Origin of the sequence: Microvirga subterranea (genome assembly GCF_003350535.1) — a bacterium.
Taxonomy (GTDB): domain Bacteria; phylum Pseudomonadota; class Alphaproteobacteria; order Rhizobiales; family Beijerinckiaceae; genus Microvirga; species Microvirga subterranea.
In genome coordinates this window covers 12,829-39,594 of the sequence record NZ_QQBB01000016.1, presented here as the reverse complement: position 1 = coordinate 39,594, position 26,766 = coordinate 12,829, and the positions used below count along the sequence as shown (strand labels likewise).

28 protein-coding genes and 1 riboswitch are annotated in these 26,766 nt (G+C 64.2%); of the genes, 12 read left to right on the top strand and 16 right to left on the bottom strand.

Annotated features, from left to right (window positions below; genetic code table 11):
• Positions 1 to 109: 109 nt before the first annotated feature.
• A riboswitch (glycine riboswitch) is annotated at positions 110 to 198 on the bottom strand.
• 327 nt (positions 199 to 525) lie between these two features.
• The 5 genes from DES45_RS22985 to DES45_RS22965 all read right to left on the bottom strand — a co-directional run bounded on the left by DES45_RS22985 (position 526) and on the right by DES45_RS22965 (position 7,113).
• Positions 526 to 3,777 (bottom strand): error-prone DNA polymerase, encoded by a 3,252-nt coding sequence (locus DES45_RS22985; protein WP_114773013.1) that lies wholly within the window; start codon positions 3,775 to 3,777, stop codon positions 526 to 528.
• On the bottom strand, positions 3,777 to 5,279 hold the full coding sequence (locus DES45_RS22980; RefSeq protein WP_114773012.1) for a Y-family DNA polymerase: 1,503 nt from the start codon (positions 5,277 to 5,279) through the stop codon (positions 3,777 to 3,779). Before DES45_RS22980 ends, DES45_RS22985 begins: the two co-directional genes overlap by 1 nt.
• A complete protein-coding gene (locus DES45_RS22975) occupies positions 5,197 to 5,952 on the bottom strand; it encodes an ImuA family protein (RefSeq protein ID WP_114773010.1) in 756 nt (251 codons plus the stop codon). Before DES45_RS22975 ends, DES45_RS22980 begins: the two co-directional genes overlap by 83 nt.
• A 62-nt stretch (positions 5,953 to 6,014) precedes the next feature.
• Positions 6,015 to 6,194 carry a hypothetical protein gene (locus tag DES45_RS22970; protein WP_147282487.1) on the bottom strand — a complete coding sequence of 60 codons (180 nt, stop codon included), beginning with the start codon at positions 6,192 to 6,194 and terminating at the stop codon, positions 6,015 to 6,017.
• A gap of 28 nt (positions 6,195 to 6,222) precedes the next feature.
• Positions 6,223 to 7,113, bottom strand: coding sequence for a LysR family transcriptional regulator (locus DES45_RS22965; protein ID WP_114773006.1), 891 nt, complete (start codon positions 7,111 to 7,113; stop codon positions 6,223 to 6,225).
• Positions 7,114 to 7,261: 148 nt separating this feature from the next.
• Here DES45_RS22965 and DES45_RS22960 point away from each other — a divergent pair, with 148 nt between their 5' ends.
• The 3 genes from DES45_RS22960 to DES45_RS22950 all read left to right on the top strand — a co-directional run bounded on the left by DES45_RS22960 (position 7,262) and on the right by DES45_RS22950 (position 10,468).
• Positions 7,262 to 8,230 carry a Bug family tripartite tricarboxylate transporter substrate binding protein gene (locus tag DES45_RS22960; RefSeq protein ID WP_114773004.1) on the top strand — a complete coding sequence of 323 codons (969 nt, stop codon included), beginning with the start codon at positions 7,262 to 7,264 and terminating at the stop codon, positions 8,228 to 8,230.
• A gap of 110 nt (positions 8,231 to 8,340) precedes the next feature.
• The gene (locus tag DES45_RS22955) at positions 8,341 to 9,231 is read left to right on the top strand and encodes an HpcH/HpaI aldolase/citrate lyase family protein (RefSeq protein ID WP_245571851.1); all 891 of its coding nucleotides are present in this window, start codon (positions 8,341 to 8,343) and stop codon (positions 9,229 to 9,231) included.
• A 1-nt stretch (position 9,232) separates the two neighbouring features.
• Positions 9,233 to 10,468, top strand: a complete 1,236-nt coding sequence (locus DES45_RS22950; RefSeq protein WP_114773003.1) for a CaiB/BaiF CoA transferase family protein — start codon at positions 9,233 to 9,235, stop codon at positions 10,466 to 10,468.
• Positions 10,469 to 10,576: 108 nt separating this feature from the next.
• On the opposite strand, the gene DES45_RS22945 is transcribed toward DES45_RS22950, so the two are convergent.
• Complete coding sequence (locus DES45_RS22945) at positions 10,577 to 10,774, bottom strand: helix-turn-helix domain-containing protein (protein ID WP_147282486.1); 198 nt, start codon at positions 10,772 to 10,774, stop codon at positions 10,577 to 10,579.
• 662 nt (positions 10,775 to 11,436) lie between these two features.
• Here DES45_RS22945 and DES45_RS22940 point away from each other — a divergent pair.
• The gene (locus tag DES45_RS22940) at positions 11,437 to 11,625 is read left to right on the top strand and encodes a hypothetical protein (RefSeq protein ID WP_114772999.1); all 189 of its coding nucleotides are present in this window, start codon (positions 11,437 to 11,439) and stop codon (positions 11,623 to 11,625) included.
• 335 nt (positions 11,626 to 11,960) lie between these two features.
• Positions 11,961 to 12,308 (top strand): HPF/RaiA family ribosome-associated protein, encoded by a 348-nt coding sequence (locus DES45_RS22930; protein WP_114772995.1) that lies wholly within the window; start codon positions 11,961 to 11,963, stop codon positions 12,306 to 12,308.
• Between the two features lie 43 nt (positions 12,309 to 12,351).
• Here the strand turns inward: DES45_RS22930 and rnk (DES45_RS22925) are convergent, their stop codons facing one another.
• A complete protein-coding gene (gene rnk / locus DES45_RS22925; RefSeq protein ID WP_245571850.1) occupies positions 12,352 to 12,831 on the bottom strand; it encodes a nucleoside diphosphate kinase regulator in 480 nt (159 codons plus the stop codon).
• 537 nt (positions 12,832 to 13,368) lie between these two features.
• Between rnk (DES45_RS22925) and DES45_RS22920 the strand changes: the two genes are divergently transcribed.
• The 6 genes from DES45_RS22920 to DES45_RS22890 all read left to right on the top strand — a co-directional run bounded on the left by DES45_RS22920 (position 13,369) and on the right by DES45_RS22890 (position 17,433).
• On the top strand, positions 13,369 to 13,917 hold the full coding sequence (locus DES45_RS22920) for a PTS sugar transporter subunit IIA (RefSeq protein ID WP_170151613.1): 549 nt from the start codon (positions 13,369 to 13,371) through the stop codon (positions 13,915 to 13,917).
• Positions 13,918 to 14,471: 554 nt separating this feature from the next.
• A complete protein-coding gene (gene rnk / locus DES45_RS22910; protein WP_114772989.1) occupies positions 14,472 to 14,900 on the top strand; it encodes a nucleoside diphosphate kinase regulator in 429 nt (142 codons plus the stop codon).
• A gap of 107 nt (positions 14,901 to 15,007) precedes the next feature.
• Positions 15,008 to 15,526 carry an adenosylmethionine decarboxylase gene (speD, locus tag DES45_RS22905; protein WP_114772987.1) on the top strand — a complete coding sequence of 173 codons (519 nt, stop codon included), beginning with the start codon at positions 15,008 to 15,010 and terminating at the stop codon, positions 15,524 to 15,526.
• The gene (gene speE, locus DES45_RS22900) at positions 15,523 to 16,407 is read left to right on the top strand and encodes a polyamine aminopropyltransferase (RefSeq protein WP_114772985.1); all 885 of its coding nucleotides are present in this window, start codon (positions 15,523 to 15,525) and stop codon (positions 16,405 to 16,407) included. The genes speD and speE overlap by 4 nt, the downstream gene beginning before the upstream one ends.
• Positions 16,408 to 16,518: 111 nt before the next feature.
• Positions 16,519 to 16,983, top strand: coding sequence for a RidA family protein (locus tag DES45_RS22895; protein WP_114772983.1), 465 nt, complete (start codon positions 16,519 to 16,521; stop codon positions 16,981 to 16,983).
• A 48-nt stretch (positions 16,984 to 17,031) separates the two neighbouring features.
• Complete coding sequence (locus DES45_RS22890) at positions 17,032 to 17,433, top strand: GreA/GreB family elongation factor (protein WP_114772981.1); 402 nt, start codon at positions 17,032 to 17,034, stop codon at positions 17,431 to 17,433.
• Between the two features lie 224 nt (positions 17,434 to 17,657).
• Here the strand turns inward: DES45_RS22890 and DES45_RS22885 are convergent, their stop codons facing one another.
• Entirely contained in the window at positions 17,658 to 18,113 is a 456-nt protein-coding gene (locus tag DES45_RS22885) for a GreA/GreB family elongation factor (RefSeq protein ID WP_210271952.1), read from the bottom strand.
• The gene (locus tag DES45_RS22880; RefSeq protein ID WP_114772977.1) at positions 18,110 to 18,556 is read right to left on the bottom strand and encodes a GreA/GreB family elongation factor; all 447 of its coding nucleotides are present in this window, start codon (positions 18,554 to 18,556) and stop codon (positions 18,110 to 18,112) included. The genes DES45_RS22885 and DES45_RS22880 overlap by 4 nt, the downstream gene beginning before the upstream one ends.
• A gap of 398 nt (positions 18,557 to 18,954) precedes the next feature.
• Here DES45_RS22880 and DES45_RS22875 point away from each other — a divergent pair, with 398 nt between their 5' ends.
• Complete coding sequence (locus tag DES45_RS22875) at positions 18,955 to 19,197, top strand: helix-turn-helix transcriptional regulator (RefSeq protein WP_114772975.1); 243 nt, start codon at positions 18,955 to 18,957, stop codon at positions 19,195 to 19,197.
• A gap of 147 nt (positions 19,198 to 19,344) precedes the next feature.
• Here the strand turns inward: DES45_RS22875 and mnhG are convergent, their stop codons facing one another.
• The 7 genes from mnhG to DES45_RS22840 form a co-directional block, all read right to left on the bottom strand.
• Positions 19,345 to 19,716 (bottom strand): monovalent cation/H(+) antiporter subunit G, encoded by a 372-nt coding sequence (gene mnhG / locus DES45_RS22870; RefSeq protein WP_114772973.1) that lies wholly within the window; start codon positions 19,714 to 19,716, stop codon positions 19,345 to 19,347.
• Positions 19,713 to 19,997, bottom strand: a complete 285-nt coding sequence (locus DES45_RS22865) for a K+/H+ antiporter subunit F (RefSeq protein ID WP_114772971.1) — start codon at positions 19,995 to 19,997, stop codon at positions 19,713 to 19,715. The genes mnhG and DES45_RS22865 overlap by 4 nt, the downstream gene beginning before the upstream one ends.
• Positions 19,994 to 20,482 (bottom strand): Na+/H+ antiporter subunit E, encoded by a 489-nt coding sequence (locus DES45_RS22860; RefSeq protein WP_114772969.1) that lies wholly within the window; start codon positions 20,480 to 20,482, stop codon positions 19,994 to 19,996. The genes DES45_RS22865 and DES45_RS22860 overlap by 4 nt, the downstream gene beginning before the upstream one ends.
• Complete coding sequence (locus tag DES45_RS22855) at positions 20,479 to 22,101, bottom strand: monovalent cation/H+ antiporter subunit D (protein WP_114772967.1); 1,623 nt, start codon at positions 22,099 to 22,101, stop codon at positions 20,479 to 20,481. The genes DES45_RS22860 and DES45_RS22855 overlap by 4 nt, the downstream gene beginning before the upstream one ends.
• Positions 22,098 to 22,442, bottom strand: a complete 345-nt coding sequence (locus DES45_RS22850) for a Na+/H+ antiporter subunit C (protein WP_114773029.1) — start codon at positions 22,440 to 22,442, stop codon at positions 22,098 to 22,100. Before DES45_RS22850 ends, DES45_RS22855 begins: the two co-directional genes overlap by 4 nt.
• Entirely contained in the window at positions 22,442 to 25,360 is a 2,919-nt protein-coding gene (locus DES45_RS22845; protein ID WP_114772965.1) for a monovalent cation/H+ antiporter subunit A, read from the bottom strand. The genes DES45_RS22850 and DES45_RS22845 overlap by 1 nt, the downstream gene beginning before the upstream one ends.
• A 276-nt stretch (positions 25,361 to 25,636) precedes the next feature.
• Complete coding sequence (locus tag DES45_RS22840; protein ID WP_114772963.1) at positions 25,637 to 26,761, bottom strand: AI-2E family transporter; 1,125 nt, start codon at positions 26,759 to 26,761, stop codon at positions 25,637 to 25,639.
• Between the last annotated feature and the right edge of the window lie 5 nt (positions 26,762 to 26,766).

Below are 26,766 nucleotides of genomic sequence, written 5' to 3'. Positions count from 1 at the left end.
GCGCGGGAGCCCCCTCTGTCATTGGCCTGAGAGCTTCATCGCAGCCGGCATGATCGGCCGCGACTTACACCGTGGGCGGGAGCGGGACGCTCCGCTTTTCAGAGTGTTGCACCAACAAGCGGTCCGGGGTGCCTGAGAGTTTCCGGGGCAGTTGCTCCTTCGGCGGCCAGCGCGCTGGCTCTCTCCCGCTCATTGCCAAGGTCAATCTACCCTGGTTTGTGGCGGAATTGTGTTGTTCAAGGGCGGTCGGACGCCCGCGGCAGATCCGTCTAGCGCCGTGACGCTCGTATCGACGGCACCCTGCGGTGCAGGTCGGCGATGTCCGTTTGAACAGCTGGATGCAGCGGTTCGAGACGGAACGGCCGATGGCGTCGGAGGCGTTGTCGGATCGACGAGAACAGATTCTAACAGTTTCGCGTTGCCCTTCGGGTTAGAATGTCCCCTCCGGTGCAGAGCACGGCCCATCTTGAAAGGGCGACGGACTTCACCGCCTGATCGGACGCTGACCATGAGCCTGTCGCATCCTTAATGAAAGTTCCGAGATTTTACCTGAAGGACAGGGCGACTGATGGGATCCGCCTCTCCTGTCGAAGCCCCCTGGTCGAGTCCTTCGGAAGGCTTTTGAACCGTGCTCAATGCTCCTCGTTCTGCCTCTTCGCGCATATGAGAGGCGTGCAGGGGCTCATCCCGCTCGCCGATGCTGCGCATTAGATCCGACAGGTCGACGAAGTGCTCGGCGATCAGATGGATCACTTCGCCTTCGCGCTGCAATCTCCCCCGGCAGCCGATCATGCCTGAGGACAGGATCAGCCGCCGCTGCTTCTCGAATAAGGCCGACCAGATCACGATGTTCGCAACATCGGTCTCGTCCTCGATCGTCATGAATGTCACGCCCTTGGCAGAGCCCGGCTTCTGGCGAACGAGGACAAGACCTGCCACTGTGACACGGCGCCCGTCGCCGACGTGCCGCAGGTCGGCACAAGAAGCGATACGGCGCTCGGTCAGCTCTTGGCGCAGGAAAGCGAGGGGGTGTCGCCGCAGCGTCAGGCCTTTTGAGCGGTAATCCTCCACCACTTCGCGTCCCGCCCTCATAGGAGGGAGTTCAACCATGGCCTCGATTGCCTCGGGCCCGATCGTGCGGTCCCGCTCGTCGGCCGCCGCGAACAGCGGCATCACCTCATCCGCCAGACTCTGGATCTTCCATAGAGCATCGCGCCGATTCACACGAAGGGAGCCGTAAGCGTCCGCATCGGCGAGGCGTTCGAGAGCCGTCATTGATATCCTTGCCCGGCGCTGGAGATCCTCGATGGACGAGAATGATCTCTCCTCGCGGGCAAGCGGGATCATGGCGCCATCCATGTTCGCGAGGCCGCGTACCATCCGCAACCCGAGACGGACCGCAAACAGCCGCGAGTTCCGGGCCGGTTCAAGCGTGCAGTCCCAGCGCGAATAATTGACGTCAACGGGACGGACCTCAACGCCATGGTTCCGTGCATCCCGGACGAGTTGCGCTGGAGCGTAGAACCCCATCGGTTGTGAGTTGAGGATCGCGCAGCAGAACACGTCCGGATGGTGACGCTTCATCCAGGAAGAGGCATAGGCGATCTTGGCGAAGCTCGCTGCGTGACTCTCCGGAAAGCCGTAGGAGCCGAACCCTTCGAGCTGCTTGAAGGTGCGCTCGGCAAAGGCTGCATTATAGCCGCGGGCCGTCATGCCCCGGATCAGCTTCTCACGGAACTTCGAGACCCCGGCGGTGAACTTGAAGGTCGCCATGGCGCGCCGGAGTTGGTCGGCCTCGGAGGGCGTGAAGCCGGCGCATTCGATGGCGACCCGCATCGCCTGCTCCTGGAAGAGCGGCACGCCGAGGGTCTTCTCCAGCACGCGCCTGAGCTCCGGCCGGGGATATTCCGGTTTCTCCCGGCCTTCGCGGCGGCGCAGATAGGGATGAACCATGTCGCCTTGGATCGGACCTGGCCGCACGATAGCGACCTGGATGACGAGGTCGTAGAAGATTTTGGGCTTCATGCGCGGGAGCATCGCCATCTGGGCGCGGCTTTCGATCTGGAACACTCCGATCGTGTCGGCTTTCCGGATCATGGCGTAGGTCGCCTTGTCGTCGCTCGGGATCGTGGCGATGTCGTAGCGCTCGCCTTTATGTGCGCGCAGGAGGTCGAAGGCGCGACGCATGCAGCCGAGCATGCCGAGCCCCAGTACATCGACTTTCATGAACTTCAGGATATCGATGTCATTCTTGTCCCACTCGATCACCTGACGGTTTTCCATGGCGGCCGGTTCGATGGGCACGAGATCGTCGAGGCGGTCCTGGGTGAGCACGAAGCCGCCGGGATGCTGCGAGAGATGGCGCGGTGTGCCGATGAGCTCGCTCGCCAGCTCGAGCGTCATGCGTAGACGCGGGTCGTCGAGATTGAGGTTGATCTCTCTCGCCTCTTTGACGGTCACTCCGTCATTGCCCCAGCCCCAGGCGAGTGCGGCCAGGGCAGACGTCACGTCCTCGGGCACACCCAGCACTTTGCCGACCTCGCGCACCGCTCCCTTGGCCCGATAGCAGCTCACGACCGCTGTAAGCGCCGCGCGATGGCGTCCATATGTGTCGTAGATCCACTGGATCACCTCTTCCCGGCGCTCGTGCTCGAAGTCCACATCAATGTCAGGAGGCTCCCGTCGTTCCTCGGACACGAAGCGCTCGAACAGGAGATCGTGCTCCGTGGGATTGATCGCGGTGATGCCGAGCACGAAGCACACGGCGGAGTTCGCTGCCGAACCGCGCCCCTGGCACAGGATGCCACGGGCCCTTGCAAACGACACGATGGCATGGACGGTCAAGAAGTAGGGGGCATAATCCAGCTCCTCGATCAGACGCAACTCGCGGCGGCAGGTCTCGACCACCTTGTCAGGAATGTCGTCTGGATAACGCTGCCTTGCTCCTTCCCAGGTCAGTCGCTCCAGCTTGTCCCGGGCAGTCTCCCCGGGCTCCGTCTCCGACGGATATTGATAACGGAGCTCATCGAGCGAGAAGGCGCAGCGGTCGAGGATCTCCTGAATGCGCCGGAAGGCTTCCGGATGACGCTCGAACAGGCGCGCCATCTCGGCCGGGTCCTTGAGATGGCGGTCGGCGTGCCGCTCCAACCGGTACCCCGCCTCGTCGATGGTGCAGCCCTGGCGGATGCACGCGACCACGTCCTGCAGGCGGCGGCGGGAGGGATGGTGATAGAGCACGTCGCCCATGGCAATGGTTGGGACTTTGGCCGTACGGGCTGCCTGCTCGACATGATAAAGGCGCAGGTGCTCGTTGGGGGCAAAACGTCGGACAAGAGCCATGTAGGCGCGGTCGCGGAACATCGTCTTGAGACGGGTCAAGTTCGCTTTCAGGACTTCGTCCGCTTCGTCACCCAGCAGGATCGCGAGCAAGCCTTCGCTCCAGGCGGCCAAGTCTTCCCAGGAGAGCAGACACTTGCCCTTCCCGCCACGGCTTTTGCCGAGGCTCAGCAGCCGGCAAAGGCGCGAATAGGCGGCGCGATCCGTGGGATAGGCAAGAAGCGACGTTCCGTCGGTGAGATCCAGCCGGCATCCGACTACGAGACGAACCCCCGTCTCCCTCGACGCTTGATAGGCGCGTACGATGCCGGCGAGCGAGTTGCGGTCTGTAATGCCGAGCGCCGTGATACGGAGGAGCTTCGCCTGCTCGAACAGCTCGGCCGGACTTGATGCTCCGCGCAGGAATGAGAAATGGGTGGTGACCTGAAGCTCGGCATACATCAGGAGAACAGCCCGTGCATCCACCAGTTCCCACCCTGGTCGGCAGGCGCGTCTCGGAAGATCCAGAAACGGCCACCCTGCTCAGTCTCGATGCGGTAGTAGTCACGTGGCACCGAGCCGGCGTCGCCGTTCCACCATTCCGGCACGATGCGCTCGGGCCCGTCGGCCTTGGCGACTCTGTGACGGACCTTGCGCCAGACGAAGAGGGCCGGTGGGTGATCTGGAAGCAGGGCAGTGACCACGACAGGCTCCGGCGGGTCGAGCAGGCGGGTCGGGCGCGGCAGGGTCTGTGGCCATGCCGATCCTGTCGGCGGCGCAAGAGGAGGGATCTTCCGCACCATGCGCTCAGGGATGAGGCTCTGGACCGGTGCAAGGCGATAGACCTTTCCGGTTCCGATACGTGCGCCAAGCCGGTCCACGAGCCGGCCCATATCGGCCTCGGAAGTGCTGTCGCCAGCTATCACCCGTGCCTCGGTTTGCATCTCTCTCAGCGGTTCGACCTTGCTCGCGACCAGCACGACCTCCTCGATGCCGAAGCCGGGATCGATGGTTTGCATCCGCTCATCGAAGAGCTTCGCGAGATGGCGCGCATCCCGCGTCGGTTTGGCGGTGCCGACTCGCAGGTTTGCACCCTTTTGGTCGATGCGTTGGATAATCAAGTCGAGCCGCCGGGCTCCTTCGCCGCGTCTCTCCAATTGCCGGCACAGATCTTGGGATAGTCGGAGCAGGATTGTCTTGAGATCATCAGAGCGGCCGATGGGCTCTGCAAAGACGCAGCTCGCCATCGGGGTCTCATGCGGGATGAGTGGGGAAATCGGCTCGAACGCATGACCCAATGCTTGGTCGAGCCGCAACGCCACGTCTCGGCCGAAGCGGCGGACCATCGGCGCACGAGGCATGGCGGCGAGTTGGCCGACCCGCTCGATGCCGAGCCGGTGCAGGGTACCGAGCTTGTCGGCGGAAAGGCGCAGTGCCCGGACGGGGAGAGGTGCAACCATATCGGCCGTTCGATCTGCCGGCACGATCCCGCCGGCTCCGAAGCGAGCCACAGCCCAGGCGGCACCGGGTGCATCGGCCACGGCGGCCCTGACAGCAATCCCGCGGCCGGTCAGGCGGTCCGTGAGGTCCTCGAGGAGGTTCTCCTCGCTGCCGAAGAGATGCGCCACGCCCGCGATGTCGATCCAGAGCCCATCCGGCGGGTCGGGAGCGACCACGGGCGAGTAGCCGATGGCCCAGCGCGCCAGCTCCCGTAAGGACGCCTCGTCTTCATCCGGTGTTGCATCCGCGACATGCAGGTTCGGCACGAGGGCCTGCGCTTGGGCGAGCGCCATTCCGGAGTGGAGACCGAGTCCTTGAGCGGCGGCGCAGGCCGCACGCACGACACGGCGTGATCCGATCGTATGGACGGTCACGAGCGGTTCATTGCGCGGCGGCCCGCCGGATCGCCGCCTGATCCTGTCCGTCGGCCAAGCCGGCAGGTAGAGCGAGACGACCCTTCGCATCGCAAGCCTCCAGAAACCAAGTGCGAGGTTCGGCGCCACGGCAGCGCAGGAGTTCAACTTGCCAACGATCCCACCCAAGACCGGGAGCGGGCATGACCTCGGAGGGGACGGGGGAGATGCGCCAGCGCGTCGTGGCGGCGGTCGGGAGCTTCACCAAGTCCTTCTCGGCGACTGTCCACCAGCGCCGTATGACCAGGGCCGTTACGCCCGATCCCTCGGCTGCGAGTTGCAGCCGCCGCGAGGCGGTGAGACCGAGGCGCGTCATCTCGCCGACGACCGCCGCAAGACCTCTTTCGTGCAAGCCCTCCTCAACGAGGGAGAGGAGATCCCTCTCATGTGCGGCCTCGGCATAGATCACCCGGTCCGGATGCAGACCTGCCCGTGAGAGGCCGGGGGCGAACAGATCCCGCCGGGTCAGGCACCAGAGCACAGGCCCGTTGAGGCGAGCGGCAATGCCTGCGGTGAACAGAGTGGCGCAGCCGGCGAACTCCGCAGCCATGCCCGCCTCGACCAGTTCATGCAGCGCGCCGCGGGCCAGACCGCCGCCTGGAAGATGGTGGTCGATCTCCCGAATGCCGAAGGGCAGGGGCCTGGTCTTGCGGATGCCGCCCTCGAGATGGGCAATTCGGAGCCGTAAATCGGCAAGCCTGTCCTGTTGCCCGGCATGCTGCATGTCCCGCGCCAAACCATGTTCGTGTTGATGATGTTCCTATTATGTTCTCGCTTTCCGTTGAGTCAATTGGTCGCGAGAGGGCTGTGAATTGCGAGGAGAAGAATGTTGCAAAGCATGGAGGCGGCGTTCGCAACCATCCGTGAGCCCCCCACGAGATCGCCTTCCATGAATATCAAATCGCGGGTCTGCCGTATGATCTCCGTGCGGGCATCAATAAGCTCGCCGATCTGGATCGCATCCACGAAGTGCTCATGCTGAGGCCAAGCCGCATCATGCTGCAATGCCGGAGGACTGACGAAGGGATGCTGCCGCCTGCTCCAGGAAAACCCTCAGCAGGCGAATCCGGGCCGAACCCTTCATCCAGAGAAGGCCGATCCTCCTCGGCTCGGCCGGTAACGGAAGCGGCAACTTTGTCAGCGACAAGCCCTCTGGCCAGGGCGGAGACCAATCCGGGACCAGCGACACCCCCAAGCCGCGATCCACCATGACCGCAATGGCATCCAAAGTGGACAGCACGAAACGCTCACGCGGCCGGATGCCGGCACCGGCCAAGTAATTCTCGACCAAGCGGCCGCCCCAGACGCCGTGCCCGTAGCGGATGAACGGCTCGGATGCGAGTACTGAGTGGGCATCCAGGCTCGCCATGGACGAGGGAGCGATCACCTGCATGGGCTCTTCTCGGAGCACGGCCCATCCGCAGGCCTTGGGGAGGGCGAAGTAGGGCTCCGTCAGGATCGCTCCATCCACCTCGCCGCTCAGCACCTTCGAGTGAAGCTCCGCCGACTGCCCAGGGACGATATGAATCTCGAGCCGGGGATAGGCCTCCTGAACGGTCGTCAGGATCTTCGGCATCATTCCCGTGATCGCGGTCTGCACCGCACCGATCCGAAGCTCCCCCGTTGGGGTCTCGGTCGTAAGCGCAGATTTGACGTTCTCCACGTCGCGCAGGAGACCGCGTCCCAGCTCGGTCAGCGCCCGTCCGGCCTCGGTGGGCGTCACCGTCCGGCCGGAGCGGACGAGAAGGCGTGTCCCGAATTCCTTCTCAAGCGTGCGCATGCGCAGAGCCACGGAGGCCGGAGTCAGCTCGAGACGGCGGGCTGCCTCGGCGATCGAGCCGCCCTCGACGACAATCACAAAGGTCCTGAGGAATTCGGTATCCATAAGATGGAAAAACTATCTTCTTAAGGTGGCAAAGGCCAGCTTTTCCCGTCTTGTCCGGGTCCGATACTCTCCTGCTGCTGGACCGTTCGATCGGAGCCAGACTGAAACAGGCCTGCACAAAAGGCCCCGCAAGATGGGAGAGAAACCGATGACGCGCGTCCGCCGTCGAACCACCCTGTTCGTCCTTGCCGCAATGGCCATGGCAGTTGCCGCCCCCGCCCAGGCGCAAATCAAGGGCCTTGAGATCATTGCCCCGGCCAATCCCGGCAGCGGCTTCGACCAGACATCCCGCTCCGTCCGCGAGGCCTTGCAGGAGGCTGGACTAGCTTCAGGGATCCAGGTCCTCAACGTTCCGGGCGCCGGTGGAACCATCGGCCTTGCTCAGCTCGTGTCGGGCCAGAAGCGTGGTGCTACCCTCCTGACGATCGGCGTGACCACGGTAGGTTCGATCCTGACGACGAAGCCGCCGGTGACCCTTGATGATGCCGCTCCGGTCGCCCTGCTGCTGCGTGAGTACAGCGTCCTGGTGGTCCCGGCCAATTCCGACATCAAGACGTTGGCCGATCTTACCGCCAAGGTGAAGGCTGACCCTGCAGCCGTGACATGGGCCGTCGGGTCTGCGGGTGGGCTCGACCACGTCATTGCGGGACAGATCACAAAGGCGGTCTCCGGCGAAGCTGGAAAGACCAATGCGATCAATTATCCAGGTGGGGGCGAACAGGTCGCCTCGATTCTCGGCGGCCACGTGACCGTTGGCGTCGGCGGCGTGCCGGAGTTCGCGTCTCAGATCGAGTCCGGCAAGCTTCGGGCTCTCGCCGTCTCGTCACCTGAGCGTCTCCCAAGCCTCGACGTCCCGACGCTGAAGGAGCAGGGCCTCGATGTCGTCATCGGCACTTGGCGTGGGTTGATGACCCGCAAGCAAGCCTCCGAGGCAGAGAAGAAGGAACTGGGCGACGCCATCGCGAAGATGGTCGAGACGCCGACCTGGAAAGCGACCCTCAAGAGGTTCGGCTGGATCGGGGCCTACCAGCCCGCAGAAGGATTCGGCGCCTTCCTGAAGGAGCAGGAGACCATGATGAAGACCGCGCTTGGAGAGCTCGGCCTTCTGAAGAAGTAACAGGCGAACGCAATCGCCGAGTCCGGGACACGAACTGTTGGCGCAGCCACGGGAACTGTTCCGGACTTGGCAACCATGATGGCGATACCCACTGAATACCGGAAGGTCCCATGCAGCGTCCGATGCGCAGCAAGCTATTCGTGCCCGGCTCCCGTCCGGAACTCTTTTCCAAGGCGGCTGCGTCCGCCGCCGATGCGCTTTCATTCGATCTCGAAGACGCTGTGGCGGCAGACCGCAAGGCGGAGGCGCGAGCGGCGGTGGGGTCCTTCCTGCACAGCCGCTCGGGATCCGGCGGAAAAATCATCGTGGTGCGGGCGAACGGCCTGTCGAGCGGCCTGTTCGAGGATGACCTGAGGGCGATCGTCGGCCCTGGTCTCGACGTTCTGAACCTGCCAATGGTGGAGAGTGGCGAGGAGGTGCGGGAGGCCGCCCGTGCGCTTGCCAGCTTCGAGACAAACGCAGGAGTGGGGCGCCCCATCGGCATTCTCGCCAACATCGAAACTCCCAAGGGATTGCGGCTCGCGGCCGAGATTGCGACCGCAGATCCGCGCGTCGTCGGGCTCCAGATCGGCTATGCGGATCTTTTCGAGCCGTGCGGGATAAGCCGTTCGGATTTCCAGGCCTTGAGCCAGGTCCGTCTCACCGTCCGGCTCGCGGCCGCGGAAGCGGGAATCCCGGCCTATGATGGCGCCTTTGCGGTCGTGGCCGAGCCGGCACGTTTCCGTCAGGAGTGCGAGCACGCCCGCAATCTCGGATTCGCGGGCAAGAGCTGCATTCATCCCACGCAGGTCCCGATCGCCAACGAGAGCTTCATGCCTCAGCCGGCCGAGATCGAGAAGGCCCGGCGGATCCTAGCGGCCGCGGAGGACGCTGCAGAAAAGGGAATAGGAGCCTTCGTCGTTGACGGCCAGATGATCGACGAGCCGTTTCTCGTCAGTGCCAGGGCCGTTATCGCGCTCGCCGACCAATTCGATCCCGGCCATGTCGGGGAAGGACGCTGAGATGACCGCGTCGAAGCTTCACCAACGAGATTACCGCCCCGAGTCTCGTGGGACCTTGGATGGCGTGCGGGTTCTGGACCTCTCGCGCCTCTTCGCAGGCAATGTCCTCACGCAGATGCTCGGAGATTTCGGTGCCGAGGTGATCAAGGTCGAGCCGACCGAGGGCGATACGCTGCGGGCCTGGAAGACCGATGGCATCAGCACTCACTGGAAGATCTATGCCCGAAACAAGAAGAGCCTCTGCCTGGACCTGAGGAACCCTCGCGCATCCGAGATCGTCAAGGCGCTCGTGCCTTCCGCAGACATGCTCATCGAGAGCTTCCGCCCTGGCGTGATCGAGAAGATGGGACTTGCCCCCGACGCTCTGCTGGAGATCAATCCGAAGCTCGTGATCATGCGGATCTCGGGATGGGGACAGGACGGGCCCTACAGCCAGCGCCCCGGGTTCGGAACAGTGATCGAGGGGATCTCCGGCTTTGCGGCCATCAATGGTTTTGCCGACCGGGAGCCGGTCCTCCCGCCCATGTACTTGGCCGACGCGATCGCGGGACTATACGGTGCCTCCGCGGCCATGATCGCATTGCGCGAGGTCGAGATGAACGGTGGGTACGGACAAGTCATTGATCTGCCGCTGCTCGATCCGCTCTTCTCCATTCTTGGTCCGCAATCGGCCAACTACCGCCTCACTGGCAGGGTCAAGCCGAGGACCGGAAGCCGCTCGACGAACTCTGCTCCTCGGAATGCCTACCGATGCAAGGACGGAAGATACGTCAGTCTCTCCGCCTCGATCCAGAAGATGGCGGAGCGGTTGTTTCGCGCGATCGATCGAGCCGATCTCATTGACGATCCACGGTTCAGGACAAACGCCGACCGCGTCAGGAACGCCGAGGAGCTCGATGCGATCATCGGCGCCTTCATCGCCGGCCGAACCCAGTCGGAGAACGTCGCCTTCTTCGAGGCGGCGGAGGTCACCATCGGTCCTATCTACGACACTTCGCAGATCCTTGAGGACCCGCACTTCATCGAGCGCGAGGTCATCGCGGACTATCCCGATCTCGACATGCGCACGCTCCCGATGCACCACGTCGTGCCACGACTCCGCGGAACCCCGGGTTCGGTGCGAACCCCGGCTCCGAGGCTCGGCGAGCACAATAGAGAGCTGTTGGCCCAGATCGGGATCGACGATGCGGATTACGCCGACTTGGTGGCATCCGGCATTGTGAATGGTGAGGCATGACTGGCAACGGGTAGGATCGTCAGGACGAAAAATGAGCAAACTGCCGTGACGATCAGGTGGCGCAGAATGGCAGTCCGATGAGGTCCAGCCGTCACATGTTGGCAGGCCCTATTCGTGCGCCTGCTGGGCATGTTCCCTCGCGATCCGGCTCACCGTGCTGGGGCTCAGGCCCATGCGGATCCCGATGGTCGCGTAGTTCAGGCCCTGGGCCTTCAGCGCCATGATGCGCTCGGTCCGCTTCTTGACCTCGTCCCGCCGTCTGGCCCGTTCCTCGTGCGTCGTGACCCGGTAGCTCAAGGATTTCATCTTCGATTCTCTGCTCATTGCACATTGCTGCAGGGCCGGTTCCGATCTTCAGCCGCATCACATGCTGGCCCAACCAGGTTTTGCCTGCGGGGCTGCGACAGGCGCATCGAACGCGGCGTAGACCAGTCCATGATCGGGACGATGCGCAAGCATAGTGAGCAAGGCATCGCATGGGATGTCCACGCGCCATGATCCCTGTCTGGTTGATTGTCCGATAGGTTTCATCACCCCGGGGCCCGAGCGCTTCAAGCGCCGGACCGCGGGGTTAGCGTCCTGTGACCAGGGTTCCGGCGCGGCAAAGGCCGCGATGATGTATCGGAAGCGTCAGCATGATGGAACAAGCTTAGGCCAGCAGCGAGCTTTGTCAAACGTTGCCTTCTGTCGCGGCCGGCAACCTTGACACTGAAGCTAGCCCAACCGACATTAGTTGGGTCATGCCAACGAACTGCACCTTTTCCGCATTGCGCGCAGGCCGTCTCAAGACGGGATCCTGAGCCCCGGACGTCCGAGTCCGGGGATGATTGGCACACGGCAAAAACCCGATCAGTCATGAGCTAACCGGCACTCACCGCGCCGGATGATCCGGCGCGTTCGGGTTTCCTTGCAAGCACAATCGAAGCGTCAGGAATGGCGGCCTAGCCGAGGTCGCCGAAAGGTGAGTCATGTCTGTTGTCATTCTTGCAATGGTCTTCGCGCTGACGGTTGCGCAACTCGTCTTTTGGGAAATTCTGGGCAAGACATTCGGCTACGCAGCGTCGATCAGCATCACGGGGCTTTGTGCCTCCGTCACGCTGATCCTCGCCGCCTACGTCGCCGCGATACACACATTCCACTCTAGCAAGAACGCCTAGGTGGAAATCTCACACAATCGATGTGCATGAGCGAATGCGGGGCCGTGATGGCCTCCTGGCGGATCCTGCACACAGCGATGAAAGACATCGCGAGCAAAGGCTCGCGACAGGAGGATGATGATGCTGAGGCGCGTACATCGAGCCGTCTGCAATATCTGCCAGCGCACGTTGCCGAGGGCGGCGGCCCGGTGCCCTTGGTGTTCTTACGTGAGTAGCGAACCGGCCAAATCCGACATTTCACACGCATCCGAGCGAGGCGTCCGCGCGGCGGCCGATGAGACGCATGCCTCATCGGGAGAACACACGGGGCGCAATTTCATGAAGGAGGTATACGCATGAAGCTGAACAACTCTGGCTCGTCGATCAAGATCAACAGCACCAACATCGATCTTGGCGAGGTGCTGCCTCGCAAGATCCAGGAAGAACTCCTGCATGCCGCCGAAACCTACTTCGGTTACCTGAACCACGCGACCGTCGGATTCACGCGCGACGGACATTGGTACTGCTGCACCATCAACGCGCAGGTCAGCAACCTGAAGGTGTTCGTCGCAGAGGCGTCCGCCACGGACTGTCACAAGTCGTTCGACCTGGCGTTGGAAAAGATCGCGAAGCAGCTGCGTCGTAGGAAGCGCCGCATCGTCGATGCGAACCGGGGTCAGATGGCGGCCCCGGCCTTAGCCTAAAGACTTTGCCGGGCCGGAGCATGCCTCCGGCCCGGCATTGTGATCACGTACGATCTTCATTCGGTCGCATCCTGCCGATGCTTCCGGTTGCGCCATCCCGGTGTTCATCGCACTCGCTCGCGCGTTCCGGTTGGCGCACGACACGCGCGACGTGCAGCGTCCGCCAGACACCTGTAGCACTGCGCCACTGGAATGATTGCCTCTCAGAGAGTCCGATCAGCGCCGCACCGAGCGGCGAGAGCACCGAAATCCGACCCAGCCCTTCATCCTCCTCTCCCGGATAGACCAGCATCGCGCGTCGGATTCCTTTCGTGACCCCGTCACGGAAATCGAAGACCGAGTGCATGGAAATCACGTTCGGAGGTAGATAGGCCGGGCCGACCACACGGGCCCGTTCGAGTTCCTCTGCGAGAAAGTGCGCCGAAGGTGGGGATCGGCGGATCTGCATGCCGGCTAAGGCGATCCGCCGGAGCCTGGCATGATCGATCGAGGAAACAATTGGAGTGGCAACGGACGTAGACAACTCGTACTCCCAACAAGGATGTCGATACCCAGGCCGTCCTAGGCCTGATCGCAATTTGTCGTCAGCGCTGATCAGACTCCGGAGAGCCGTTGGCAGGCGGATACGTGAGTGCTGGTTGGTCAGACGACCCGGGGCGAGAACCTGCTTCCCGCACCCGGGCTCAGCGGCCTGAGGCGCGGCGGGGTGCGAAAACGGCGACGGAATGTATGGCGAGCCTGACCATGACATCCTCAACATAGATGGGATGCGCGGCAATTCAAGCAGGAGGCGTCGTGGGCGAAGAGGCCGGACCGCAAAGGCTCTTAAGGATAGCCGCGCAGGCAGGTTCGAACTTACCTTGGCGCTGAACGTTGCCATGGTGATATGAATGCACGCCTGCTCCTGCACCGCATGCTGTTTCGAAAAGGACTTCTGCAAACGCGCCTGTGAGCCCGCGGCGGCGCGTTCGCACTGCCCGGGTCATCAGTCCATCCCCTGTTTTCCGAAACCATGAGGCGGCCCGCATAGCCGTGGCCGGCGTTGATGATGGCATCCACCATGATGACAATCCTGATCACGCCTGCGCGGGTGAGGTCGCGTCTGAGCGCGCGCGACGTCGGGCATGTCATCGACGAGCTCACCGGCACCGCGGCGCACGGCGCAGCACTAAGCCACGAGGCAGTGCGCGCCGCGGTTCTGGAACGCGGCAGGGCGTCCTGCTTTGGCTTCGGCCGCGGTGTCGCCATTCCCCACGCCGCGATTCCTGGTCTCGCGCAACCCATCGGCGCCTTCGCGCGCCTCGAGCCCGCGCAGGACTTCGGCGCCGCCGACGGAACCCGTGCCGATCTTGCCTTCCTGCTGCTGAGCCCCGGTGACGACGGCCCCACGCATCTGCGAGCCCTGGCATGCGTGGCGCGGCGCTTGCGCGACCGAGAGGTTGCGGCACGTCTCAGGTCAGCAAAGGATGTGGAAGCAATCTACATTGTGCTGACGAGCGATGCCTGGCGCGAGCCCGGTGAGGACCCTGAAAGCGGACATTCCGCCACACCATATCCGCGTGGTTTGACAAACGGGTCAAGGTATACCAGCTTAAGGGCATCATGTTGAGCTTCGCACAATATCGTCGCGGCCTGCATCGGGCAGGCAACCTCATCGCGGGCCAGTAGCCCCGAGCTTGACGTGCATCTGCACCCCGAGCTCGGGGGAGCGCAAGATCCCTATATCTTCGTACATCTTGTGAGGCTGGATGCTGGCGCATCCGGTGCGGCGGCATGCTTCAGCACTTCTTCAAACTTGTGTTCCGCAGGGCGGAGCGAGAGCGCGTTCGAGCTTATGGCCAACGGCATGGCCTGCCCATGGACGGGATGCGCTCCGGACTCGAACGCCCGACAACCGAATTCCTGACGCATATCCTCAGGTCCGCACTCGCTCAAAAGCAATCGGAGCCCAGCGGAGGCGGCGCCGTGTGCCGGCTCCCGCACGAGTCGACATCGAATGCGGCAACGCAGGATGTGGAGCAGCCGGATGGAAATGTCGTCCGGCTGGTGCCGCGACGCCTTAGGACGGAGCAGGTCCTGAACACGTCACCGCATGACGACAGTGATCCCGGTCCGTCGGCAGCCTGAGCTCCGCGATTGCGCCCAACAGAACAGGAGACATTCATGACCAAAGCAACCAGCGGGGGCGTCAAGCCCCGCATCATCCTGACTGCCGCTGACCACGAGCGCCTCTCCGTCCTCGCCAACGCGGCCGCGAATACGATCCCCGAGGTCGCAGCCGAACTTTCGGAGGAGCTCGACCGCGCGCATGTGCTTCCGAAGGGCCGGCACCCTATCGACACTGTTTGCATGGGCTGTGCGGTGGATTTCCGCGACGACATGACGGGCCGGGTGCAGACGGTGACCCTCGTCTATCCGCAAGAGGCCGACATCTCGGAGGGGAGGATCTCGGTGCTGACGCCCATCGGAACGGCCCTGATCGGACTTACCGTCGGAAAGTCGATCGATTGGGTTACGCGCACCGGTGAGTCGAAGCGGCTGACGGTGCTGCAGGTCCGCGAACCTGTGGTCGCCGAGCGCCAGACCGCGTAAGCGCATCCGCAACTGAAAAGACACGACCGTCAAGCCACGCGGCCTTTGCGGCCGCGTGGCCTCCCTTCTTGCTGCAATCGGCAGAACTGCTGCCAACGGAGAAATGAATGGCCGAAACCAACCGTCTCAGCACGATCACAAAGGCCGGATCGCGCCCGCCGGCGCATGGCTTCGAGAACCCAGCGCATCATGCTGACCGGACGACGCGACTGTCCATTGCGCCTGCCGCCAAACCATGCATCGGCGACGGCCGCCTCGACCACTTTGTCAAACGCGATGGAATGCTGTTTGCCGGAACGCATCTCATCGTTGATCTCTGGCATGCGTCGAACCTTGACGACCTGCCTGTGGTCGATCGAGCGTTGCGTGACGCTGCCGCCCGGGCCGGCGCGACGCTGCTGAACATCGACCTCCACCATTTTTCCCCGAACGGTGGCATCTCCGGTGTGGCGGTCTTGGCCGAGAGCCACATCTCGATTCATACTTGGCCTGAGGTTTCCTATGCGGCGGTCGACATCTTCATGTGTGGCGCCGCGCAACCGCACAGGGCCGTCGAGGTCCTCAAGGGCGTGTTCCTTCCGGGGCTGGTGACGCTCGCCGAGCACAAACGGGGTGTCATCCTATGACGTGGTTTCAGGAAGGGCTCTACGAGCATCATGCGCAGATGCTCTCCATGGATTCCGTAATCTATCACTGGCGGACCGAGTTCCAGGACGTGCTCATCTTCGAGAACGCGGTCTTCGGCAAGGTGCTGGTGCTTGACGGAGTCGTACAGCTGACGGAGCGCGACAACCACATCTATCACGAGATGATCGCCCACGTGCCGCTGATGGCTCATGGGCGCGCGCGGGACGTGCTGATCGTCGGCGGTGGCGACGGTGGAACGCTCAAGGAGGTACTGAAGCATCCGGTCGAGCGCGCGACTCTCGTTGAGATCGATGGCGAGGTCATCGACCTATCGCGGCTTTACATCCCTGAAGTGTCGGACGGCGCCTTCGACGACCCGCGCGCGGACGTGCTGATCATGGACGGCACGCGCTACATCGAGCAGTCCCGGGAAAGCTTCGATGTCATCGTCATCGACTCGACGGATCCGATGGGACCGGGGGAGCCGCTCTTCACGCCGGCCTTCTACGGGGCGTGCCGAAGGCGGCTGCGTCCCGGCGGGATGATCGTGGTCCAGAGCGGCGCTCCGTTCTTCCAGCCCAAAGAGCTCGAGATGGTATGCGGTCGCCTCGCGGCGTCCTTTGCGGGCGTCCGGCCATACCTGGCGCCGGTCCCAACCTATGCCGGCGGCATGCTGGCGCTTGTCGCTGCAGGCGAGTCCCGCGATGCGCTGCGACCGCCCTGCAAGGTCCTGCGGGAACGCTTCGGCGAGCTGCAGGGCCGGACCCGCTACTACACGCCCGAGGTCCACCGGGCGGCGTTCACCCTGGCGCCGTCGTTCGGGCCGTCCTGCCTGAGGGAGCATCCATCGTCCGCAGGCTTCCTGAAAACGGGATCCTGATCCCGGGTGGTGGCCGGTCAGGCGCCGCCGTCCCGGGAACATGCTCGGACTTCATTTCGGATCATTGCGGCTCCGCTCTTGCTGCGTTGCGGAGCCCGACAGGAGGACCTCATGACCATCCTTCCGCCGCCTCTGGCAATTTCGCTCCGCAGGATCGACCCTCTCAAGTGGCCTAGTCCGCGCGGCTGTTCGCACGCGGTCGCCGGCACGGGCACATTCGTGTTCATCGGCGGACAGATCGCCACCGATAATGCCGGGAGGGTGACCGCGGTCGGGCTTGTTCCCCAGGTGCGGCAGGCGCTGCGGAACGTGCGCACGGTTCTCGCTGAAGCGGGCGGGGTGCCCGAGAATATTGCCCAGATGACATGGTATGTGCTCGACATCGATTACTACCGCGCCCGCCTCCCGGAACTCGGGGTCGTCTATCGCGAGATCATGGGAAGTCATTATCCGGCGATGGTGCTGGTGGAAGTTTCAGGACTGGTCGAGCCGGAGGCCATTGTGGAGATCGCCGCCATGGCGATCCTCCCGGTCGGGTGCCCGGCATCGACCGTCGTCAATCCTTCGCTTTTCTAGGTTCCGAGCGTTGCCACGCAGCCGACGAGCTCGGGCAAGGGGATCCGCATGAAACACCATCTGCCATCTATCATCGTCACGGCGCGCGATCACCGGCGGCTGATGCACACGGCGGAATGCCTCGCCGAGCAGGCGCACCCGCTCGCACCGCACCTGCTTCAGGAGCTGCGCCGGGCGTCCTTGTGCGAGCCGGACAGGCTCCCGGACGATGTCGTTACCCTCGATACCTTCGTCACCTACCGAATCACCGGCAAGGACGCGCCGGAGAAGCGCATGCTGATCCACCCGGACGACCGCATGTGGCCGCCGGCCGAGGTGTCGGTCCTGACCCCGGTCGGATTGTCGCTGCTCGGATTGCGCGTCGGCGACCGCATGCCTCTGTTGGGCTCGGACGAACCGATCGACGTGCGCGTCGAAGCTGTGGGCCCGAAGATCGTCGGCGCCTTGTGAGGTGCACGCAGCCGGCCCGAAGGCCGGCCGCCGTCCGGAGAGGGGATGCGCCTGCATGATCCGGAGCCGGCCCGTCCGCGATCTCGGCCGCCTCGTGGAAGGAGTCGCGAACGTTCATTCTCAAGCCTCGTGATCGTCGGGGCGCGGGGCGCCTGAACGGATGACTGCCTGGTAGACAAGGAAGCAGGCCAGAATGAGCACGATGGAGGACAGCACCTGGTCCGTCATGACAGTTCCCTCCATGGTTCGACGAAGCGTCCATGCGGCTGATGAAGGACGCGCAGGAGCGTCAGGCTCCGCCATCCCTCGGGCGTCCGCCACGTGATCGACTGACCCTCGCTGAGGCCGATCAGCGCTGCGCCTTCCGGCGACAGCACGCAGACACAATCCGCTTCCCTGCTATCCTCATCAGGATAAACCAGCATGGCGCGCCGGACAGTCCAGGTGACGTCATCACGGAACTCCAGCCGTGAGTGCATCGTGGCAACGAACGGCGGAATGGCCCGTGGTGTCAGGACCATGGCCCGGATCAGCTCATTGGCGAGCATCGCCGCGGCCGGGCGGTCCCGTTGATTGCTCAGGCCGAACGATGCGAGGAAGGCGAGCCTGTCGTAGTCACCCGTCGAGATCGTCAGCGGCGGAAGGGTTTCTTGCTTGATCACGGTCTCTCTTCGCCTCATGTCCACGTGATGCCGCCAGGGGTGCGCGTCACCGTCGAACCATCGTCCAGGAAGCGGATGCCGATGTCCTCTACGTACACCTCATGAATCCTGCCATCCTCCACGAACGACATGCGATCGCCGACGCGCAGGCCCAGGAGCGCCGTTCCCAGCGGCGTGGTCACAGAGATCTCCGCACCGGGCCAGGTCAGGTCCTCCGAGTGGACGAGCAGGTGCGCACGCGACTTCGGCTCGTCGTCGATGCGGTAGATCACCCGGCAGTTCGTCGAGACGACATCCTCCGGCAGTGCCGCCGGATGGCAAACGTCCGCGCGACGCAGTTCCTTGAGCAGGAAGTCCGGTGTCGGGCGGTCCTGGTTCTGTCGGATCATCGCGGTGAACAGCAGGCGGTTGTAGTCGCTGGTCGCGAGGGTAATTGGCGGAAGACGATGTTGCGCGTTCATGGAAATCTCCTCGAAGCGGTCAACTGCCGGACGCGCTGACGCACGTTCCTACAGGGCGGGCGTGACGGTCCGGCGCGCGCCTCAGCGGCGCATCAATGATCGTATGAGCGATTGGATGCCCCGGAGCGTCGGCGACCACTGCTGGTCGGGCCGGCCCCTGGGGCTTACCTGCCTGCTTTTAGGCAGCCCGCGTGCGCCAGAAGGCGAAGATATTTCGCGAACGTCATCATGACACCATCAAGATAGCCCTGTTGCCCGCGATTGCAAGGTTGCGGGCAGTGCAGGCGCGTACGCGAAGGGAGTAGGCGGTCAGCATCGGTCTGCTTGCCCGACCGCGCCGATGCCCTAAGTTCAACCATAATGGGCGACCGGGCGTCGCCTGTGCGAGAGCATCCTGAATGCCGCTATTGTCTCCCGAACAATGCCGCGCCGCCCGTGGCCTGCTGAACTGGACACAGGAGGAGCTCGCCGAACGGGCGGATGTTTCGCGGAGCACCATTCGCGATTTCGAGAATGGCCGCCATCACCTCCATCCCGCGACGGCTGCTCAAGTCGTGGCGGCCTTGGAGCGTGGGGGAGCGCTTCTGATCCCATCCGACGAGGCCGGCCCTGGCGTACGGCTCCGGAAGCCTGTCGGCTAGGAGCCGCTCAACCAGCCGAGGATACCAAACGAGGCTCCGACCAAGGGAAGCCAGTACCAGAACATCAGATCGGCATCCTTTCGCCGGTCTTGGCGGGATTGCCGTCCGGGTGCATCGGTCATGCATACGCTCCTTTCGGCCCGGTCCCTATCTCCGAGGAGTAAGCTCCTCTGCCGCTTCGGCTGCCGGAACGTCCCGGCTGCCCTCCGTCCGGTCGCGGTAGAGCGCAGCCCGGACGAGCAGCATCAAGGTCACCGGCGTGGTCAGGGTGACGAACACGGCAATCAGGATCTCGTGGACGACCGGCCGCGCCTCGAGAAGGCTGAAGCAGAGTGCGGATCCGGCCAGGATGCTTGCCATTCCTGCCGTGGTTCCGAGCGTGGGCGCATGGACGCGCGCATAGAAGTTTCCCAACCGCAGGAGCCCGAGCGACCCGATCAGCGTGACGGCCGCTCCGACGAGCACGAGGACGGCCGTCAGCAGCGCGGCCCAGGCGGGCAGATTCGCTGCGGCACTCATTCGATCACCTCGCCGCGCATGAGGAACTTGGCAAGCGCCACAGTCGCTACGAACCCGAGGAGGCCAATGATCAGCGCCGCCTCGAAGTACAGGCTGCTGCCCGTGCGAATGCCGAACGTGACGAGCATCAGCATCGCGTTCACGTAGAGGGTATCCAGCCCCAGGATGCGATCCTGCGCCCGCGGACCGACAACGAGACGGTAGGTGGCGCAGCACATCGCCATGCCGAGCATGATCTGAGCGCTGGTGATGGCCCATCCGAAGATTACGATGGCGCTCATTCGAAGATCTCCATCAGCCGCCGCTCATAACGGTCCTTGATCGTGCGGATCCACACCGTCTCGTCGACCAAGTCGAGGACGTGCAGCAGCAGGGTGCCCTTGGCGGCGTCATAGTTCACCCAGATCGTGCCGGGGGTCGAGGTGATGATGATGGATAGGACGGCAAGCCCGTGGCGGTCGCGCAGGTCGAGCGGGATGGTCATGAAGCCTGCATTCATCCCCGGCTCCCGGGAGCGCAGGATGATCTGCCCGACCGCGAGGTTCGAGCGGAGGATGTCGGTCACCACCATGCCGAGAAGGCGCAAGGCCGCGCCGGGGCGGCGGATGCGCGGCTTCTCGGGCCGAAGCGCCGCCATGGCCCAGGAGGCCAAGACGGCGAGCACGCTTCCCAGCATCAGATGACCGGGCGACATGCTCTGGTTCAGCAGGAGCCATAGGACGAGCAGGACAGCGGACAGGAGAGGGTAGGGCAGAAGCCAGCTCATGGGCGAACCTCCGCACCATTCGACCCGGGCCTCTGTGCCGACAGCACGCCCGTCACGTAGTCCTGCGGAGTCCGGAGAGCCTGCGTGGTCGCCTCCATGTAGCGCATGGCGGGGCCGCCGCCGACGGTGAGGCCGAGGCAGATCAGCAGCAGGGCGAGCACGGGAGCCATCTCGATGATGCGTACCCGGGGGACGCTGTCGTCCATGCGAGCCCAGAAGCTGTTGATCCCGGTCCTGGTCATGGCAATCAGCGTCGCCAGGCCCGACACCGTCAGCAGGCCGATCAGAAGCCAGGTCGAGACCTGGACCGTGCCGCCGTCCGACCGCAGCATCGCCGCCATCATGCCGAACTTGCCGATGAAGCCGGACAGGGGCGGAAGGCCGGCCAGGAGCAGGGCGCAGGCGATGAAGCTGCCGCCCAGGAGGGCCACCGTAGCCGGGATGGCCACGCCGATCTCCTTGTCGTCGCTCTCGTCTTCAGCCTCGCCATAGGCTTCCATGGTCACGGCCAGGACGTCAGCACCGGGGCCACGCAGGCGCTCAACCAACTCGACGAGCAGGAACAGCGCAGCAATGCCCAAAGTGGAGCTGACGAGATAGAACAGGGCCGAGCCGATGACTGCGCCGCCGCCAGTGCCGATGGCGGCGAGCACCGTTCCCGACGAGATGAGGACGCTGCATCCGGCGAGCCGCGACAGGGTCTGCGAGGCCAGAACTCCGATGGTGCCGAACACCATGGTCAGCATGCCGCCGATCAGCAGCCATTCGCCGCCGAACCCCGCGAGGGATCCTGCGTCCGGGCCGAACACCAGCGTCCACAGGCGCAGGATCACGTAGACGCCTAATTTGCTCATGATGGCAAAGATGGCGGCGGCCGGCGCAGAGGAGGCCGCATAGGTCGTCGGGAGCCAGAAGTTGAGCGGCCAGGCCCCTGCCTTCATCAGGAAGGCGGTGCCGAGAACCGCCGCCGCGGCGGCGAACAGCGCCGCATCGCCCGGCGCTAGGGCCGGAATGCGATGGGCGAGGTCCGCCATGTTGAGGGTGCCGGTAACGCCATATGCCAGACTGGCACCGATGAGGAAGAGAAACGATCCTGTCAGGTTGATGGCGATGTAGGCAAGGCCCGCCCTGACCCGTCCGACCCCGTCCCCGTGCAGAACGAGGCCGTAGGACGCCGCCAGCAGCACCTCGAAGAACACGAAGAGGTTGAACAGGTCTCCGGTCAGAAAGGCGCCGTTGAGCCCCATGAGTTGAAGCTGGAAGATGGTGTGGAACCGCGGCCCCGCACGGTGCCACCGCGCGAGCGAATACAGCAATGTCGTGAGGCCCAGCACGCTCGTCAGCACGAGCATCAGGGCCGCGAGCCGATCCAGCACGAGCACGATGCCGTACGGAGCCGGCCAGTTGCCGAGCTCGTACGTCCTCACGCCGGATCCCGGCGGCATCATGTCTGCCATGCGGAGCAGCATGATCGACACGATCAGCAGGGCGATCGTCGTTGCGACCCCGATGGCGGCCTTGATCGTGCGGAGCCGCTCATCGAGGAGCAGCATCACCGCGCCGGAGACGAGCGGCAGCAGGATCGGGACGATGATCAGGTGGTCGAGCGCGCCTGTCATTGCGCGTCCTCACGGCCGTCTACGTGGTCGGTGCCCGTCAGGCCGCGCGAGGCGAGCAGGACAACGAGGAACAGGGCCGTCATCGCGAAGCTGATGACGATGGCGGTGAGGACCAGCGCCTGGGGCAGTGGATCGGTGTAGAGCGCCGGGTCGACCACCTCGGGATTCTGCAGGACCGGAGGGGATCCGATCCGCAGCCTGCCCATGCCGAAGATGAACAGGTTCACCGCATAGGACAGCAGGGACAGCCCGATGATGACCTGGAACGTGCGCGGGCGTAGCAGAAGCCACACTCCAGAGGCGGTCAGAATGCCGACCGCGAGCGCGAAGATGAGCTCAATCATGCATTCTCCTTCTCGGCGGCAGGAACCGGCGCGGGCTTCGGGCGGCGGATCGACTGGTGAGCGAGGGCGATGAGGATGAGCACCGTGGCGCCCACGACGACCGCGAAGACGCCCAGGTCGAACAGCAGCGCGGTGGCGGCCGGGATCTTGCCGATGACGGGCAGGTCCAGGTATTGGAAATAGGACGTCAGGAACGGATGGCCGAACAGCCATGCGCCCATTCCGGTGAAAGCCGCACAGAGCAGGCCGAGGCCCGTCCAGCTCATCGGAAGGATCCGCAGCCGCGCCTCGATCCATCGCGTTCCGCCCGCCATGTATTGCAGGACGAGAGCGACCGACATCGTGACCCCGGCCGCGAAGCCTCCGCCCGGCAGGTCATGGCCGCGCAGGAACAGGTAGATCGCGACGATCCCGATCACCGGGAACAGCCATTGCATGATCACCGCAGGAATCGTGAGGTAGTCGGCGAGGGTGTCGCCCTCCGTGCGGCTGGGAATGGCCCTGTCATAGGCATCCTGCACGCGCTGCTGCTCCGGCGCCTCAACGCTTTCCGGCGCCGGACGGAAGCGGCGCAGGAGCGAGAAGACCGTGATCGCCACCACGGCGAGCACCACAATCTCGCCGAAGGTATCGAAGCCGCGGAAGTCGACCAGGATGACGTTGACGATGTTGCGGCCGCCGCCCTCTGCATAGGCGTTCTCGACGAAGTAGCGCGAGATGGTTTGGGGGAGCGGACGCGTGAGCATCGCATAAACGACCAGGGCCATCCCCGTTCCGGCCGCTACGGCCAGCATCAGATCCCGTGCCCGACGCACTCTCGCCTGAAACGAGGCCGACAGGCCTTCACCCGCCGTTTCGATCCGCTTCGGCAGCCAGCGCAATCCGAGGAGGATCAGCACCGTCGTGACGATCTCGACGAGGAGCTGAGTGATGGCGAGGTCGGGCGCCGAGAACCACACGAAGGTGATGCACGTGACGAGGCCGGCACCACCCATCATGACCATGGCTGCGAGCCGGTGATACTTGGCCTGATAGGCCGCACCGATGGCGCACAGACCCCCGACGATCCAGAGCAGGAGGAAGGCAGGGTCGAAGCCCGTGGCTGGCCGGGAGCCTGGCTCAAGCCCGTGACGATAGAGCGGCCAGAGCGCCGCGATCACCGCAAACGCTACCAGCAGGCGCAGCTGCGGTTGAAGCCGCTGAGTGCCGAAAACGCGTTCCAAGGACCGCGCCCATTTCCAGGACAGGGTGACGAGCACGCGTTCGAAGATGCGCTGGCCCTTGAGGCGGCGCACGATGGGAGGGCCGTCGATGCCTTTCGCGAGATATCCCTGCAGCAGCCAGTACAGGATCACGCCGCCGCAGAGCGCGATCACGCTCATGAGCAGGGGCTCGTTGAAGCCGTGCCACACCGCCAGACTGTAATATGGGGTATCGGGGCCCAGGACGGAGCGCACTGCCGTCGCGAGAAAGGGCTTGATGGTCAGCGCCGGGAGGACGCCGACGAGCAGGCATGCCAGGACGAGGAACTCGACCGGAAAGCGCATCCAATGCGGCGGCTCATGCGGCTTGCGCGGCAGGTCGGTCGCGGGCGGGCCGAAGAACACGCCATGGATGAACCGCAGGGAGTAGGCGACGCTGAAGGCGCTGAACAGCATGGCGAACCAAGGCAGCGAATGGTCGAGCATCGAGTCGACGTGGAAGGCCGCCGCCTCGGCGAAGAACATCTCCTTGGACAGAAAGCCGTTGAGGAGCGGCACGCCCGCCATGGCGGCGGCGGCGACCATCGCCAGGGTGGCGGTGATCGGCATGAAGCGGAACAGGCCGCTCAGGCGCCGGATGTCGCGGGTGCCGGTCTCGTGGTCGATGATGCCGGCCGCCATGAACAGCGACGCCTTGAAGGTGGCGTGGTTGATGGTGTGGAAGACCGCCGCGACGGTCGCGAGCGGGCTGCTGAGCCCAAGCAGGATCGTGATCAGGCCAAGGTGGCTGATGGTGGAATAGGCCAGCAGACCCTTCAGGTCCTGCTGGAAAATGGCCGCATAGGCCCCGAGGACCAGGGTGCAGAGCCCGGCCGACACCACGATGTAGAACCAGGCTTCCGTCCCCGCCAAAACCGGCCAGAGAAGGGTGAGCAGGAATACGCCGGCCTTCACCATCGTGGCCGAGTGGAGATAGGCCGAGACCGGCGTGGGCGCGGCCATGGCGTGCGGAAGCCAGAAGTGGAACGGAAACTGCGCGCTCTTCGTCAGGGCTCCCAGCAGGACCAGGATCAAGGCCGGAAGATAGAGAGAGCTGCCACGGATTTTGTTCCCCGAAGCCAGCACCACATCCAGATCGTAGCTGCCGACGATGTGGCCGATCAGCAGGACACCGACGAGCAGGCACAGCCCGCCCGTGGCCGTGACCGTCAGGGCCAAACGCGCGCCGTCGCGGGCGCCGGGGTTGTGGTGCCAGTAGCCGATCAGGAGGAAGGAGAAGAGACTGGTGAGTTCCCAGAAGAAGACCAGCTGGATGAGGTTGCCGGACAGGACGATGCCCAGCATGGCGCCCATGAAGGCGAGCAGGAACGCGAAGAAGCGCGGCACCGGGTCGGCGGGCGACATGTAATAGCGCGCATAAAGTGCGACCAGGAAGCCGATGCCGGTGACCAGCATGGCGAACAGCCAGGTGAAGCCGTCCATGCGCAAGGTGAAGTCGAGGCCGAGGGTCGGCAGCCACTCGATGCCGAAGTGCAGGACCCCGCCGTGACTAACAGCCGGATACTGCAAGGCCGTCAGGGCGGTACCGCAGAGGGCCACCGCTCCGGCCAGGAAGGCAGCGCCGTTCCTGGCGTCCTGACGGAGGAAGGCGGCAACGAGGCTCCCGATGAAAGGAAGGGCGACGATGGCCAGGAGGGGCAGGCCACTAGACATGGATTGGGTGGTCTCCTTCCGGGCTGGGGAGCGCGCGCGAAACTCCGACGTTGAGGCTTATGTCGCCCAATATGGTTGACATGGACCCCTCGATGCAAGGGCGCGGCTCAGTAAAAATACATCGGTGTCCTATCGGTCGGATGTCACCCTCCGGCTGCAGCGCGTCGGCTTGATCTAAAAATCCTGGGACCGTCTCCTGCCAGACTGATCGGGACGTTTCTGACGCATTGTTCGGCGGGCGAATGTCGCCCGCCATGAGATACCCCTTCCGAACCCCTATTCGGTTCGGAGCCTGACCCGGAAGAAATCGAAGATCACGCGGACGGTCGCGAGCGTCGGCACCGCAAGAAGCACGCCCGTGATGCCGGCCAGGGATCCGCCTGCCAGAACGCCCAGGAAAACGAGGACCGACGGCACCTTGATGGTCTGCGCCTGGATGCGGGGCGTCAGCACATTGCCCTCCAGCTGCTGGATCGCCAGGAACAGGATTCCGGTCAGGACGGCCGCGGTCGACGAGATCGAGAACGCCACCAGCAATGCTGGGATCGCCCCGAGCCACGCTCCGAGGTAAGGAATGACCGCCGTGATCGAGACCCAGGCGCCGAGCGCGAGCGCGTAGGGCACCCCGATCAGGAAGAGCCCCAGGGCCGAGAGGATGCCCTGGATCGCCAGGACCAGTCCGAGGCCGCCGAGATAGCGCGACAGGGCATTGCCGAGCGCGTCCCAGAATTCCAACGCATCGTGCCGGTAGTGCCCCGGCACGCTGGTGAGATAGGCCGCCTTGAACGAGCGCACGTTGGCGAGGAGCGAGGCGGCGATGAAGATCACGGCGAACAGGGTGAGCGCCCAGCTGAAGGTGCCGAAGATGATCCCCACCGTGTGGCCGAGCACGTTGTTGGCGACCGCCCCAAGGCTGTTCCGGAAATCCTCCGTCAGGCGGGCCGCGACGGCCTCCGGCGTATCCGGCAGCAGGTCGCGGGCATCGAGAGCCCGCAGCGCCCGGACCAGGTATTGCTCCAGGTTCTGGACAAGATTGGGCAAGGCGGCCACGAGGGCGCCGGCCTGCGACACGATCAGCGGCAGGAGAATGTAGGCTACCAGGAGCAGCACGGCGAGCAGGATCAGGAACGACAGCAGAATGGCTATGCCGCGCGGAACTGCCGCCGTGAACAGCTGTACCGGGAACGAGAGCACGAGCGCGACCGCGAAGCCGGCCAGCGCCACCGCCGGCACGATGGGCACCGCCCAAAGGACCAGCGCCAGCAGGGCAGCCAAACCGAGCAGGATGAGGCGCCATGCCGTGGTGGAGATCAGGATCGGCGTCGGTCTGCGCACCGGCCGCCGGACAACCCTGCGCTCGCGCAGACGGATGGGCTCGGGAGGCGGTTTTCTCAATTCCATCTTAG

What these genes read in the sequence shown, in the direction of transcription:
- DES45_RS22980 (WP_114773012.1), bottom strand. Translation starts at nt 5,279, where the DNA reads ATGCGAAGGGTCGTCTCGCTCTACCTGCCGGCTTGGCCGACGGACAGG.
- DES45_RS22950 (WP_114773003.1), top strand. Translation starts at nt 9,233, where the DNA reads ATGACCGCGTCGAAGCTTCACCAACGAGATTACCGCCCCGAGTCTCGT.
- DES45_RS22890 (WP_114772981.1), top strand. Translation starts at nt 17,032, where the DNA reads ATGAAACACCATCTGCCATCTATCATCGTCACGGCGCGCGATCACCGG.
- rnk (WP_114772989.1), top strand. Translation starts at nt 14,472, where the DNA reads ATGACCAAAGCAACCAGCGGGGGCGTCAAGCCCCGCATCATCCTGACT.
- DES45_RS22920 (WP_170151613.1), top strand. Translation starts at nt 13,369, where the DNA reads ATGATGACAATCCTGATCACGCCTGCGCGGGTGAGGTCGCGTCTGAGC.
- DES45_RS22860 (WP_114772969.1), bottom strand. Translation starts at nt 20,482, where the DNA reads ATGAGCTGGCTTCTGCCCTACCCTCTCCTGTCCGCTGTCCTGCTCGTC.
- DES45_RS22895 (WP_114772983.1), top strand. Translation starts at nt 16,519, where the DNA reads ATGACCATCCTTCCGCCGCCTCTGGCAATTTCGCTCCGCAGGATCGAC.
- DES45_RS22885 (WP_210271952.1), bottom strand. Translation starts at nt 18,113, where the DNA reads ATGAGGCGAAGAGAGACCGTGATCAAGCAAGAAACCCTTCCGCCGCTG.
- DES45_RS22875 (WP_114772975.1), top strand. Translation starts at nt 18,955, where the DNA reads ATGCCGCTATTGTCTCCCGAACAATGCCGCGCCGCCCGTGGCCTGCTG.
- DES45_RS22955 (WP_245571851.1), top strand. Translation starts at nt 8,341, where the DNA reads ATGCAGCGTCCGATGCGCAGCAAGCTATTCGTGCCCGGCTCCCGTCCG.
- DES45_RS22940 (WP_114772999.1), top strand. Translation starts at nt 11,437, where the DNA reads ATGTCTGTTGTCATTCTTGCAATGGTCTTCGCGCTGACGGTTGCGCAA.
- speD (WP_114772987.1), top strand. Translation starts at nt 15,008, where the DNA reads ATGGCCGAAACCAACCGTCTCAGCACGATCACAAAGGCCGGATCGCGC.
- DES45_RS22965 (WP_114773006.1), bottom strand. Translation starts at nt 7,113, where the DNA reads ATGGATACCGAATTCCTCAGGACCTTTGTGATTGTCGTCGAGGGCGGC.
- mnhG (WP_114772973.1), bottom strand. Translation starts at nt 19,716, where the DNA reads ATGAGTGCCGCAGCGAATCTGCCCGCCTGGGCCGCGCTGCTGACGGCC.
- DES45_RS22855 (WP_114772967.1), bottom strand. Translation starts at nt 22,101, where the DNA reads ATGACAGGCGCGCTCGACCACCTGATCATCGTCCCGATCCTGCTGCCG.
- DES45_RS22840 (WP_114772963.1), bottom strand. Translation starts at nt 26,761, where the DNA reads ATGGAATTGAGAAAACCGCCTCCCGAGCCCATCCGTCTGCGCGAGCGC.
- DES45_RS22865 (WP_114772971.1), bottom strand. Translation starts at nt 19,997, where the DNA reads ATGAGCGCCATCGTAATCTTCGGATGGGCCATCACCAGCGCTCAGATC.
- DES45_RS22985 (WP_114773013.1), bottom strand. Translation starts at nt 3,777, where the DNA reads ATGTATGCCGAGCTTCAGGTCACCACCCATTTCTCATTCCTGCGCGGA.
- DES45_RS22960 (WP_114773004.1), top strand. Translation starts at nt 7,262, where the DNA reads ATGACGCGCGTCCGCCGTCGAACCACCCTGTTCGTCCTTGCCGCAATG.
- DES45_RS22945 (WP_147282486.1), bottom strand. Translation starts at nt 10,774, where the DNA reads ATGAAATCCTTGAGCTACCGGGTCACGACGCACGAGGAACGGGCCAGA.
- DES45_RS22975 (WP_114773010.1), bottom strand. Translation starts at nt 5,952, where the DNA reads ATGCAGCATGCCGGGCAACAGGACAGGCTTGCCGATTTACGGCTCCGA.
- speE (WP_114772985.1), top strand. Translation starts at nt 15,523, where the DNA reads ATGACGTGGTTTCAGGAAGGGCTCTACGAGCATCATGCGCAGATGCTC.
- DES45_RS22930 (WP_114772995.1), top strand. Translation starts at nt 11,961, where the DNA reads ATGAAGCTGAACAACTCTGGCTCGTCGATCAAGATCAACAGCACCAAC.
- DES45_RS22880 (WP_114772977.1), bottom strand. Translation starts at nt 18,556, where the DNA reads ATGAACGCGCAACATCGTCTTCCGCCAATTACCCTCGCGACCAGCGAC.
- DES45_RS22845 (WP_114772965.1), bottom strand. Translation starts at nt 25,360, where the DNA reads ATGTCTAGTGGCCTGCCCCTCCTGGCCATCGTCGCCCTTCCTTTCATC.